The 11,837-nt window shown below is 69.7% G+C and carries 14 protein-coding genes; 5 read left to right on the forward strand and 9 right to left on the reverse strand.

The features are described from left to right. The first annotated feature begins 47 nt into the window (after window positions 1-47). Window positions 48-1,004 carry a 3-oxoacyl-ACP reductase gene (locus tag ACFHYQ_RS07335; protein ID WP_394300322.1) on the forward strand — a complete coding sequence of 319 codons (957 nt, stop codon included), beginning with the start codon at window positions 48-50 and terminating at the stop codon, window positions 1,002-1,004. A gap of 60 nt (window positions 1,005-1,064) precedes the next feature. Here ACFHYQ_RS07335 and ACFHYQ_RS07340 read toward each other — a convergent pair whose 3' ends face one another. The 4 genes from ACFHYQ_RS07340 to hsaA form a co-directional block, all read right to left on the reverse strand. After that, a complete protein-coding gene (locus tag ACFHYQ_RS07340; RefSeq protein ID WP_394300323.1) occupies window positions 1,065-1,841 on the reverse strand; it encodes an SDR family oxidoreductase in 777 nt (258 codons plus the stop codon). A gap of 60 nt (window positions 1,842-1,901) precedes the next feature. Further along, window positions 1,902-2,585 (reverse strand): DUF305 domain-containing protein, encoded by a 684-nt coding sequence (locus ACFHYQ_RS07345; RefSeq protein WP_394300324.1) that lies wholly within the window; start codon window positions 2,583-2,585, stop codon window positions 1,902-1,904. A 57-nt stretch (window positions 2,586-2,642) separates the two neighbouring features. Further along, complete coding sequence (locus tag ACFHYQ_RS07350) at window positions 2,643-3,251, reverse strand: TetR/AcrR family transcriptional regulator (RefSeq protein ID WP_394300325.1); 609 nt, start codon at window positions 3,249-3,251, stop codon at window positions 2,643-2,645. Between the two features lie 226 nt (window positions 3,252-3,477). Next, a complete protein-coding gene (gene hsaA / locus ACFHYQ_RS07355; RefSeq protein WP_394300326.1) occupies window positions 3,478-4,668 on the reverse strand; it encodes a 3-hydroxy-9,10-secoandrosta-1,3,5(10)-triene-9,17-dione monooxygenase oxygenase subunit in 1,191 nt (396 codons plus the stop codon). A 175-nt stretch (window positions 4,669-4,843) separates the two neighbouring features. On the opposite strand from hsaA, the gene ACFHYQ_RS07360 reads away from it, so the two are divergent. Genes ACFHYQ_RS07360 through ACFHYQ_RS07370 form a run of 3 tightly spaced genes read left to right on the forward strand, consistent with a single transcriptional unit; the run spans window position 4,844 to window position 7,076 of the window. Beyond that, the gene (locus ACFHYQ_RS07360; RefSeq protein ID WP_394300327.1) at window positions 4,844-5,995 is read left to right on the forward strand and encodes a 3-ketosteroid-9-alpha-monooxygenase, oxygenase component; all 1,152 of its coding nucleotides are present in this window, start codon (window positions 4,844-4,846) and stop codon (window positions 5,993-5,995) included. After that, window positions 5,992-6,282: a ferredoxin gene (locus ACFHYQ_RS07365; protein WP_394300328.1), complete on the forward strand. Its 291-nt coding sequence runs from the start codon at window positions 5,992-5,994 to the stop codon at window positions 6,280-6,282. The genes ACFHYQ_RS07360 and ACFHYQ_RS07365 overlap by 4 nt, the downstream gene beginning before the upstream one ends. Next, a complete protein-coding gene (locus ACFHYQ_RS07370; protein WP_394300329.1) occupies window positions 6,279-7,076 on the forward strand; it encodes an SDR family NAD(P)-dependent oxidoreductase in 798 nt (265 codons plus the stop codon). The genes ACFHYQ_RS07365 and ACFHYQ_RS07370 overlap by 4 nt, the downstream gene beginning before the upstream one ends. Before the next feature lie 176 nt (window positions 7,077-7,252). Here the strand turns inward: ACFHYQ_RS07370 and ACFHYQ_RS07375 are convergent, their stop codons facing one another. The 5 genes from ACFHYQ_RS07375 to ACFHYQ_RS07395 form a co-directional block, all read right to left on the reverse strand. Continuing rightward, on the reverse strand, window positions 7,253-8,725 hold the full coding sequence (locus ACFHYQ_RS07375) for an FAD-dependent oxidoreductase (protein ID WP_394300330.1): 1,473 nt from the start codon (window positions 8,723-8,725) through the stop codon (window positions 7,253-7,255). A gap of 11 nt (window positions 8,726-8,736) precedes the next feature. Next, window positions 8,737-9,651 (reverse strand): VOC family protein, encoded by a 915-nt coding sequence (locus ACFHYQ_RS07380; protein WP_394300331.1) that lies wholly within the window; start codon window positions 9,649-9,651, stop codon window positions 8,737-8,739. Window positions 9,652-9,963: 312 nt separating this feature from the next. After that, window positions 9,964-10,305: a TraR/DksA family transcriptional regulator gene (locus ACFHYQ_RS07385; RefSeq protein WP_394300332.1), complete on the reverse strand. Its 342-nt coding sequence runs from the start codon at window positions 10,303-10,305 to the stop codon at window positions 9,964-9,966. A gap of 195 nt (window positions 10,306-10,500) precedes the next feature. Next, entirely contained in the window at window positions 10,501-10,779 is a 279-nt protein-coding gene (locus ACFHYQ_RS07390) for a hypothetical protein (RefSeq protein WP_394300333.1), read from the reverse strand. A 149-nt stretch (window positions 10,780-10,928) separates the two neighbouring features. Continuing rightward, window positions 10,929-11,300: a hypothetical protein gene (locus tag ACFHYQ_RS07395; RefSeq protein WP_394300334.1), complete on the reverse strand. Its 372-nt coding sequence runs from the start codon at window positions 11,298-11,300 to the stop codon at window positions 10,929-10,931. 122 nt (window positions 11,301-11,422) lie between these two features. On the opposite strand from ACFHYQ_RS07395, the gene ACFHYQ_RS07400 reads away from it, so the two are divergent. Beyond that, a complete protein-coding gene (locus ACFHYQ_RS07400; protein ID WP_394300335.1) occupies window positions 11,423-11,806 on the forward strand; it encodes a hypothetical protein in 384 nt (127 codons plus the stop codon). Window positions 11,807-11,837 lie beyond the last annotated feature (31 nt).

Genomic DNA, 11,837 nt, shown 5'->3' on the forward strand with positions numbered 1-11,837 from the left:
TTCGTACTAGTTTGTGGCTCCTCAGGATACGTAGTACGGGAGCGGATATGAGCTCGAACATCAGCCTTGAGGGCAAGGCCGCCATCGTGACGGGGGCCGGGGCCGGCCTGGGCCGCAGTGAGGCGCTGGCGCTGGCCGAGCGCGGCGCGAACGTCGTCGTCAACGACATGGGCCCGGCCGCCGAGGAGGTCGCGGCCGAGATCAGGTCGCTCGGCCGGCAGGCCGTCGCGGTGACCGGCGACGTGGGCGACTGGTCCATCGGCGACCGCCTCGTAGGCGCCGCGGTGGACGCCTTCGGGCGCCTGGACATCCTGGTGAACAACGCGGGTGTGCTGCGCGACAAGATGCTGTTCAACCTGACCGAGTCCGACTGGGACGACGTGATCCGCGTCCATCTCAAGGGACACGCCGCGGTCTCCCGGGCGGCGGCGGTCCACTGGCGTGCGGCGAGCAAGGCGGCCGGCGGCCCGGTCTACGGCCGTGTCGTCAACACCTCCTCCGAGGCGTTCCTGTTCGGCTCGGCCGGCCAGCCGAACTACTCGGCCGCCAAGGCCGGCATCGTGGCGCTGACCCTCGCCACGGCCCAGGGTCTGGCCAAGTACGGCGTGCGGGCCAACGCGATCTGCCCCCGGGCCCGCACCGGCATGACCGCCCACGTGTTCGCCGGCGGCGACACGAACGGCGACACGAACGGCGATGCAGCCGACGGCCTGGACATCCTCGCCCCCGAACGGGTGGGGACGTTCGTGAGCTACCTGGCCTCTCCCGCCGCCGAGGAGATCAGCGGCCAGGTGTTCGTGGTGTACGGCGACATGGTGGCGCTCATGGCCGCCCCGACCGTTGAGCGGAAGTTCACCGCCGCCGACGGCGTCTTCTCGGCCGAGGACTTCGACCAGGTGCTCACGCCGTACTTCAACGGGCGCGGCCCGTACCAGACCTACGCGGCCTACAGCGTCGCCCAGCTCGACACCACGGGCGTCCAGAACGCCGCCAAGCAGAAGTGACATCCGGGGTCCGCCTCCCGGCGAGGCGGACCCTGTGTCAATCAGCGGCTCTTGGGCCGATCAAAAGACGTCCGGGCCGCGGAGGGTGGCCTCGGCGCCGCCGTCGACGTAGACGACCTGCCCGGTCATGTGGGAGTTGGCCGGGCTGACCAGCCAGCGCAGCGCCTCGGCGACCACCTCGGGCTCGGCGTACCCGTTCAGCGGCATCGGCACCGCGGCGTCCATGGCCTTGCGCATCTCCTCGTCCGCGAAGAGGGGATCACTCATCGGGGTGAGCACGACCCCGGGGGCCACCGCGTTGAGCGGGATGCCGCACCCGGCCCACTCGGGCGTGACGCAGACGCGGCGCAGCCACTGCGCGAGGGCCGACTTCGACGACGGGTACAGCTTCCTCCCGTCTCCGCGCTCGACGGCCCGCTCACCCGACTCGACCGCCTCCTCCTCCAGGCCGTCGAGGCAGGCCCGTACCACCTCCGGGACCGCCGGCTTGGTGCCGGAGATGGAGCCGATCACGGCGGCACGCGGCGCCGGGGCGGCGGCGAGCGCCGGGCGCAGCCCCTCCAGCAGCGCGGTCACGCCGAAGTAGTTCACCCGCACGGTCAACGTGGTGAACGTGGAGACGCCGGCACAGGCGACGACGCCGTCGAGCACGCCACCGCACATCCCCAGCACGGACTCCACGGCCAGTGCGCGACCCTCCGGCGTGGACAGGTCGGCGCACACGTCGGCGTCCTTGAGGTCGATGCCGATCACCTCGTCGCCCTGCGCGCGCAGCAGGCCGGCGAGCGCCTTTCCGATTCCCGATGCCGTCCCGCTCACGGCGATCTTTCGTGTCATTCTCCGCACGCTAGCCGTACGGAAACCACCGGAACGGCGGCATCCCGGTCATCGAGAGCGTCATCGGGAGGCCGGCTCGGCAAGGATCTTCCCCATGCGGTCGATCTCGATGCGCTGGTCGGAGTCGATGTGCGAGGCGAGCTGGTAGACCTCCGGCTCCACGCCCCCCTTGTCGGCGAACAGCCGCTCCACCATCCGCAGCGCCCCGGTGTGGTGCTGGATCATGTAGGTACAGAAGAGCCGGTCGAACTCCGCGCCTGTGGCCCTCTCCAGCTCGGCGAACTGCTCCTCGGTCAGCATCCCCGGCATGAGCCCGCCGCCGTGGTGGCCGTGGCCGGCGCTGTCCACGCTCGGCACCTCCTTGAGACGCGCCCGCAGCCAGCGCTGCATCAGCCCGATCTCGTCCTTCTGGGAGATCTCGATCCGCCTGGCGAGGAGCGGGAGATCCCCGTTCGTGCCGCGGCCGGGCACCAGGGCCGTCATCCGCAGCGCCTGGGCGTGATGCTCGATCATTCCCTGCATGAAGCGCACGTCGGCCTCGGTGTAGTCCCCGCCGTCGGCCTCCGGCACCTGGTCGGCCGGCAGCACCCTGCTCGTCTGTCCGGGCGCGCCGGGCTGGACGACCGCCGGCTTCTTCGCGCCATCGGCGGGGTCCGCCGAGGAGGCCGTACAGGCGGCCAGGACCGCGCATGCGGACAAGGCGGTGCACGCGGCGAGCGCGACCGCGATCGAGCGTAAGTGCATCCTGTCAGGGTCGCACCGAAGCGGGGAGATCTCCAGATGCTGCCGCGGCCCCTGCTCTCAGGCGTTCGAGCGCGGGGCCAGCAGGAGCCGGGAGGCGAGCCTGACGTCGCTCTCCATGTCGGAGATGGCCATCCGCCCGTTGAGGCTCATCTGCAGCACGCCGTACCAGCACTGCATGAGCAGCCGGACCAGGGTGACGTCCATCGCGGTCGGGGTCTCGATCCCGAGGGTGCGCAGGACGACGTCGCGGAAGGTGTTGTCGATCCGGCCGGCATCGGCGACGGCCGCGGCGTTGGCCGCGTTCGCCGACTGGAGCATCGCGGTCGCCAGCGCGGGCCGGCGCAGCAACTGCCTGCTGGCGTTCACCAGCAGCTCCCCGACCGCGTCCTCCGGGCTCGTGCCGGGCCTCGGGCGCGGCGCGCTCTCGCTGAACCGGTCGACCTGCTCGGCCAGGACCGCGGTGAACAGATGCGTCTTCGACGGGAAGTACCGATACAGCGTGCCGATCGCGACACCGGCGGCCTTGGCCACCTCGTGCATCTGGACGCGTTCGAGACCCCGCTCCGCCGCCATGTGCGAGGCGGCCCGAAGAATGCGCACGTGCCGGGCACGCTGCTCCGGCGAACTGGGTTCGGCCGGCGGCCTGGCCTCTGCGATCCTCGGCACGGCGTCCCCCTGGTCTGCTGTTCGATCAGCCCGATTTCGTGATGACAATACACATCACATTGACATGATCAGCCGCGTCGATGATACCGATGAATGGGACAGATGAGCCGTGCGATGTGGCATGTGGCGAAACCTGTCAGTCATGACATTCCCCGATAAGTTCCTACGTACCGCCCTCGCGCCGACCGTGTCCGCCACAGTCACCACCCGCTGATCACCGTGATCGTCAGACCAGGTTGTCCTCGACCTTGAGACCGAACGCGCCCTTGCCGTACATGGCCAGGGCCCGTTCGACGTCGTTGGCTACGTGGACGCTGCCGGCGTGGGCGTCGCGCCAGGCCCGCTCGATCGGGTTGCCGCGCCCGAGCGAGTTGCCGCCGGCCGTCTTGAACAGGATGTCGATCGCCTCCAGCGCCCGCTCGGTGCCGCGGACCTGGTCCCTGCGGGCACGCAGCCGCAGTTCCATCGGGATCTGCTCGCCTCTGACCGCGCATTCGTAGATCTCGCGCACGTTGCGGTCCATCTGCAGCATCGCCGCGTCGATCTCCGAGGCGGCCCGCGCCACCGCCACCTGGGCGAACTGGTCCTCGGCGAACCGGCCGCCGCCGAGGCTGAGCCGGACCCTGTCGCGCATCGCGCTGATATAGGACCGGTAGCACCCGGCCACCGCGCCGATCACGGGCGCGGTGATCGCACTCGTGAACACCGTACCGAACGGCATGCGGTAGAGGGGTCCGGTGTTCACCTTCTGGCCGGGTCCGCGCAACTGCGCCTGCTCGTAGTTGCGCATCGTGCGGTGCTGGGGGACGAACGCCCGGTCGACGATGATGTCGTTGCTGGCCGTGCCGCGCAGCCCGATGACGTCCCAGACGTCCTCGATCCGGTAGTCACTGCGGGGGACCAGCACGGTGATGAAGTCCACCGGCTTGCCCTGCGCGCCGACGATCAGGGCGCCCAGCAGTGCCCACGACGCGTGCTCGCAGCCGGAGGAGAACCTCCACCGGCCCGACAGCTCGAATCCGCCCTCCACCGGGGTCAGCCGTCCGACCGGAGAGTACGACGAGGAGATGAGCGCGTCGGGGTTCTCCCGCCAGACCTCGTCCTGCGCCGCCTCGGCGAACAGGCCGACGTGCCAGGGGTGCACGCCGAGCACGGAGGCCACCCAGCCGGTGGAGCCGCACGCGCCCGAGATGTCGCGGACCGCCGCGAAGAACGCCACCGGCTCGTTCTCGGCTCCGCCGTACCTCTTGGGCTGCAGCATCCGGAAGAACCCCGCCGCGATGAGCTCCTGGATCGTCTCCGCCGGAACCCGCCGGTTCTCGTCGGTCGACCCGGCCCGCTCGGCGATCTTCGGCAGCAGCGCACGGACCGAATCCAGGACCTCGTTGCTCGCCTCGTTGCTCGCCTCGTTGCTCATGGTGGGGTTTCTCCGTGTCGCGCTCGTCCGGACAGATGACGTCCATGATGGTGCGTCGCACCGGTATACGCATGTCCGGACCATCCCGCCCAATGGGATTACCTTCGCGGGGGGTGAGCGCACGGACCTACTTTTGCACGTTGAGAGAACCGACCTCCTGAAGGGATGGGTCAACGTGACTGTCGAGGTGGACAACGACGAGGTCCGTACAATCGAAGCGGAAGCGGTCCCGACGCGATTCGCCCGCGGGTGGCACTGCCTCGGCCTGTCCGAGAAGTTCAAGGACGGCAAGCCGCACACCGTCCGCGCCTTCGGCCAGAAGCTCGTCGTCTTCCAGAGCGGCGACGGCAAGCTGAACGTGCTCGACGCCTACTGCAGGCACATGGGCGGGGACCTTTCCCAGGGCACGATCAAGGGCAACGAGATCGCCTGCCCGTTCCACGACTGGCGCTGGGGCGGCGACGGCCGCTGCACGGAGATCCCCTACTCCCGGCGGGTCCCGCGGCGTGCCCGCACCGCCGCCTGGCCGACGCTGGATCAGGACGGCATGCTGTTCCTCTGGAACGACCCCGAGGGCAACCCGCCGCCGCCCGAGGTGACGATCCCCCGCATCGAGGGCGCGACGAGCGACGGCTGGACCGACTGGGTCTGGAACGAGACCGTCGTCCACACCAACTGTCGCGAGGTCATCGACAACGTCGTCGACATGGCGCACTTCTTCTACGTCCACAACTCGTTCCCGACGTTCTTCAAGAACGTCTTCGAGGGGCACGTGGCCACGCAGTACATGAACGGCACCGCCCGCGCGGACATGACGCAGCATGCCAAGGACGGCGCGCTGAAGATGCTGGGCAACACCTCGGTAGCGTCGTACTACGGCCCGTCCTTCATGATCGACGACCTGACCTACCACTACGAGGGCATGGACGTCCAGGCGGTCCTGCTCAACTGCCACTACCCGATCGACGCGAACTCGTTCGTGCTGCACTCCGGCATCATCGTGGAGCGGAGCGAGCAGTTCCCGGGCGAGGCGGCCGATGAGATGGCCCGGACGATGAGCAAGTACATCCTCAGCGGCTTCAACCAGGACGTCGAGATCTGGAGGAACAAGACCCGGATCGACAACCCCCTGCTGTGCGAGGAGGACGGGCCGGTCTACCAGCTCCGCCGCTGGTACGAGCAGTTCTACGTCGACGTCGCCGACGTCAAGCCGGAGATGGTGGAGCGCTTCGAGTTCGAGCTCGACACCTCCCGGCCGATCGAGGCGTGGAAGAAGGAGGTCGAGCAGAACCTCGCCCGCCGGGCCGCGGAAGGCCAGCCCGCATGACGATCCGTACGGACAACCGCCTGCTGGACGGCGCGCCGATGCAATCGTTGGCGTGCCGCCAGTGCGGCGCCGCCGTGCAGGTGCGCAAGGCGAGCTGGCAGCAGACCAGCATCCAGTGGGACGAGGATGCGACGAATGCCTGCCTGGAGCGGCGCGCCACCGGCAACGGCACCTGCGGCGACGTCTTCCTGGGCTGCACGGCACTGAGCGAGACGATCGCGCAGGCGGCCCTGGACGGCGCCGTCACCGTGCCGGATGATCTATACGAACACGAAGAGAGCCAATGATCGACAGGGATGTGTACGGCCCCTGGGCCGTGATCGCCGGCGGTTCCGAGGGCGTGGGCGCGTCGTTCGCCGAACAGCTCGCCGACGCCGGGATCAACCTCGTGCTCATCGCCCGCAAACCCGGCCCGCTGGCGGAGACCGCCGAGCGGGTCCGGGCGAAGGGCGTCGAGGTGCGCACCTTGGAGCTGGATCTGATCGACCCGGGTGCGCTGAAGGCCGTCCGGTCGGCGACCGACGATCTCGAAGTCGGCCTGATGATCTTCAATGCGGGGGCGAACACCTACGGCCACGAGTTCGTCACCGGCGACCTGGACCGGGTGCAGGGCGTGATCGACCTCAACATCACGGCCCAGCTCGCCCTGACCCACCACTTCGGCGCGCTGATGAAGGAGCGCCGGCGTGGCGGGATCATGCTGGTCGGCTCACTGTCCGGTTACCTGGGCCAGCCGCAGATCACCGTCTATTCGGCGGCCAAGGCGTTCATCCGCGTCTTCACGGAGGGCCTGTGGCTGGAGCTCGGCGAGCACGGTGTGCACGTGCTGGAGCTGGTCCTGGGGGTCACCCGCACTCCGGCGATGGAGCGGGCCGGGCTGCGGATGGACCTCCCGGGCCTCAACGTCGCCGAGCCGGACGACGTCGCCCGCGAGGGCCTGGCGCATCTGGCCGACGGACCGGTCTGGATCGCCGGCGGCAACCAGAGAACCGCCGAGAAGCGCAGCGGCTTCCCCCGCGCCGAGTTGGTCCGCGGCTCCCACGAAGCCATGAAGCGCATGCTTCCGCCGGCCGCGAAATAGATCCTCAGGTCCGCGAGTGGCGGCCGACCGCGGCGACCAGTTCCCGCACCCCCGCCACTCGCGGGTTCCCCCACCCCGTCAACCGCATGCCTGGACCGATCGGGCCTGTGACCGGCGGTCCCCCATCATGGTGATGGGAGACGGCCGGATCGTGGAGCAGGGCAGCACGACGAACGTCACGCGTCGGCGGCCGCGGCCCGGCCGGCCCGGCGGCCGAAGAACGTGCCGTCGCCGAGCGAGGTCCCGCTGATGTAGCCCTCGCCGTGGATGCCGGAGGCGGCCCGGCCCGCGGCGTACAGACCCGGGATCGGCTGCCCCGAGTTGTTCAGCACGACCCCGTCGACGGTGGTGTGCAGACCACCGAGGGTGAATCCGGAGGCGCCGCTTCCGGCACCGGCGCTCTCCCGGTCGCCGGGGTTGAACCCCAGGCGCGGGTCGACCGCCGCGAACGGCGCCCTGAGCGGCCTGAGCCACTTCGCGGCCTTGTGGAAATAGGGGTCCTCGCCCCGCTCCGCGTGACGGTTGTAGGTGACGACCGCCGACTCGAGGGCGCCGGCCGGCATGCCGAGCTCCTGCTCAAGCTCCGCGAGCGTCTCGGCGACGAACGTGGGACGCACCCCCCACAGGTCCCGCTCGGGGATGTCCTCGTAGCCCTCCTCGTCGACGATCGCCCAGTACGGCCCCGGCTGGTGCTGCAGCGCGGCTACGCTGAACAGGCCGGGATAGACGTCCTCGTTGATGAACCGCTGCCCGAGGGCGTTGACGAGCATGCCGCGCACCAGCATCGCGGGCAGGGCCGACATCGCGATCTGCACGGCCGCCATCCGCCGGGTCGCGGCCCCGATCGCGGCCGCCATCTGGATGCCGTCGCCGTCGTCGAGCCCGTCGCTGACCTTGCCGTGGCCCAGCAGCACCGGAGCGTGCTGCTCGAGCATCTCCTCGTTGTCCACGAACCCGCCGGTGGTGAGGATCACCCCGCGGTGCGCCCGGTAGGTCACCGTCTCGCCGTACTGCCGCGCCACGACGCCGACCACCCGGCCGGCGTTGTCGACCACCAGATTGGCGGCGCGGGTGTCGGTGTGGCAGGCCGCGCCGGCGGCCTTGGCGGCCGCGACCAGCTTCTCCATGATCAGCCAGCCGCCGAAGCTTTCGGTGGCGGGCCGGTGACCGCGCGGGGCCGGCCGGGCGACCGTGTCGTACGGCCAGGCGTTCTCACCCAGCCACATCAGGCCGTCCTGCGTGGGCGGCATCCAGCTCGGCGCGTCGTACATGCTCTCGTTGAACGTGAGACCGCGGTCGCGGAACCACTCGAAATGCTCGACGCTGCCGTCGCAGTAGAGGCGCAGTTTCTCCTCGTCCGCGTGCGGGCCCAGTGCCGCCTTCAGATAGGTGAACATGTCGTCGGGCGTGTCGTCGAAGCCGCAGGCCTTCTGCACCGCGGTGCCGCCGCCGAGGTAGAGCTCGCCGCCCGACATGGCCGACGAGCCGCCCGGCCCGCCCGCGCGCTCCAGCACCAGCACCCGTGCGCCCGCGGACGCCGCCTCGAAGGCCGCCGCCGCCCCGGCGCAGCCGAACCCGACGACCAGGACATCGCATTCGTGATCGAAAGCGGCGACCGTGCTCGCCGCCACCGGTTCCACCGACCGCATGGCCCCTCCCCTCATGCCTTCGGAACGAACGTGGCCAGCGGCTCGGACCCGGACCAGTCGTGGCCCCAGTAGCTGTCCGCGGTGATCTCCTCGGCCGTGTAGTGCGTCTCGTCGACGAGCATGCCCTCGGTGCCGTACTCGATGTCCCAGCCACCGGGGGCGCGGACGTAGAAGGAGACCATCTTGTCGTTGGTGTGCCGGCCCAGGGTCGAGGAGATGGAGAAGCCGAGCTCCCGCACCCGGTCGAGCGCCATGCCGACCGCGTCGAGGGTGTCGACCTCGACCATCAGGTGCACCAGGCCCGGGTCCCCGGCGAACCCGGCCGGGCAGATGGCGAGGCTGTGGTGGCGCTGGTTGACTCCCAAGAAGCGCACCCGCCGGTACGGCGGCCTGCCGCCGCCCATCTTGATGGCGCCGCGCGGCAGGAAACCGAGCACCTCGGTGTAGAAGGAGACGGTCTCCTCCATCGCGGTGGTGGGGACCACGACGTGGCCCATCCCCTGCGCACCGGTCACGAACCGCTGGCCCCTCCCGGTGATGACCGGGCTGTGGTCGAGCACGGGACCGAAGTAGACCTCCACGGGGATGCCCGCCGGATCGGTGAACGTGATCACCTGCTCGGCGTCCCGCTCGGCGGCCTCCTCATCGGAGAGCACTTTCACCGGCGTGCCGGACGCCTCCACGGCGCGGCCGACCGCGGCCAGCGCGAACTGGTCGCGAACCTCCCAGCCGACGGCGAGCACCCGATCGCAGTCCCCGGGCAGCAATGCCAGCCGCGCGCGGCGCTCGTCCATGCGCAGGTACAGGCCTGCCGGGTCTGGCCCGGACCCCTCGGCGAAGCCGAGTCCGTCGATCACGAGATCACGCCATCGTCCGATGTCACGCGTCTGGACCTTGAGATATCCAAGTCCCCGGATCTGCGTCACTTGTCCACCAATCTGCCCGTTGAGGTCGCGGTTTTGCTTCAAAAGTGGCAGACAGGCGAGAGGGTCGTACCGCGCTTCCCGCTCAGTGAGAATTCGCGCTTTTCCCTTCACGGGAGCCCTGGACGATGGGCCCGCGAAAGAGGCCATAAAACGGGATAAACCACGCGCAATGGCGACCGGGGCGAGCCAGGGCATCGGGCGTGCGACCGTGTTTGCGCTCCGCCCTGGCGGGGCGGCGAGGTCGCGGTTGCGGGTGAGCGGTTGAGAACGGCGGCCCCGGTGGACGGCGGGACCGCCGTTTCTCGCGGGTCCTCAGCGAGTCTCGTGACGCCGCTGGCAGTTGATGCAGTAACGGGTGAGCGGCCGGATCTTCAGCCGGTTGAACGGGATCTCCTTGGCGCAGTCTGCGCACGTGCCGTACGAACCGTCGTCCATCCGCGCGAGGCTCTTGCTGACCTCCGCGATCGCCCGCTCGGTGGACGCGATGTCGGCGAGCGCGTCCAGGCGCGCCACGGCCTCGCCCCCACCGCCGTCCACTACTGACCTGAGGTCGCGCAACTGGGTGTTGCGCCGGGAGAGCTGCTCTTCCAGCTCCTCGCGGATGAGCCGAATCTGCACGTCGCTGATCCCGGTGAACTCGTCACTTGTGGTCATGATCGAAATCCTTTCGGTGGGGAGGCACGGGAAGGTCCCGATGCGTGGTCGTCGAGTCAGGTGATGGCCCGCATGGGCAGGCCTGATCGCACCGGCGGGCATGCGAGCCGGGCCGGAGCGGGATATCAGTGGTCAGTTGATCCGCGGCCTGCGGTTGTCGTCAGATCGCCCGGCCGGCGGGCCGGGCGACGGCTGTCATGCGCTCATCCGCATGCGCTCCCGGCAGGCCGCGCACTCCTGCTTGTGCGGGGCGAGCCGGAGCTGGACTACCGGGATGAACGCCTCGCACCGTCGGCAGGTGCCGTACAACCCGCGGTCCATCCTCTCGATGGCCGCCTCTATCTCGGCGATGTCGTCGAGTCCGGCGTCGGCCGCGCCGAGCCGCTCCTCCAGCAGCACGCGGAGCTCCGCGAGCTGTACGATGTGCCGCTGATAATCCTCCATCAGGCGGCGAGCCGATCCGATCTCTGCCATGATGGCATCACTCCAAATCAACGAACGCGGCGCGCGCTGCTCCGGCCGGCTCCCCGGGGGAACTGGTCGGGCGCGCGCGGAAATCCGGTCGGTACGCGTAAACGCCCGACCGGCGCGATGCGCCACGTGTCGGGTGTGAGAACGAGTGATCAGATGGCTGGAGGACTTCGCGAACCCGCGGTGCGATGTGCCGTCTGCTGTGGGCTGCCTATCGCGCCCGGATCGGGCCAGGCGGGCATGCGGAATGACGGCTGGTTCGCCGCCCCGGAGGTCGCCGGGTGACGGAGCCGCCAGAAGGCCGGTGGTTGCTCGGAGGCGACCGCGGTGGCCGGCGCCGTCGACGACGGGGCCATCCACGCCCCGGGCGTCCAGACCCCGGCGGCCGCTCCCATCGTGCGCTGGGCAGGGTCGCTGCCGTACCAGGCCGGCGACGATGCGATGAGCATCAGGGCGAGCACGAGCAGGCCCACCGCCACCGAAAAGGCGGTGAACCCGGGTCTGCTCCGCCGCGAGGTCGCCATGATGCCGACCATAACCCAGCCTGCGAAAAAGAGCACCATCGTTATCCCATTCCCGATCCTGGTGGCGTTCACCCAACAGGGTTAGCGGATACGGTGACGTGTTAAACGGGAGAGGAGGGACGATGCGGAGCAGACTGACCACCGCGTTGCTCCTTCTGCTGCCCGCGTTCTTCCTGGCGGCAGGTGCTTCCCCGGCGGACGCACAGTCGGCGGCCCACCGGGCCGGCACCGCCTATACCGCGTTGCAATGGGTCGACGACCACGCCACTGCCGAGCAGTGGCGCCTGCCCCGGCCCGGGGTGGCTCAGCAGCAGCACCGGGTGCCCCGGCTCCATTTGCGCTCCGGCGCGCACGCCACGCCGGGTGGGCTGGCCGTGCTTCCGGTGGCCATGCCGCACCGCTCTCTCCTCATCGCGGGCGAGAACCCCTCGGCGGGCCGCGACGTGCCCGTGCCCGCGAACACGTCGACCGTCCCGGCCAGAGCGCCGCCCTCCACAGAGCAGTGACACGTTTCCCATAACGACAAGCCTGTGGAGG

Source organism: Sphaerimonospora cavernae, assembly GCF_042435035.1.
Lineage (GTDB): Bacteria > Actinomycetota > Actinomycetes > Streptosporangiales > Streptosporangiaceae > Sphaerimonospora > Sphaerimonospora cavernae.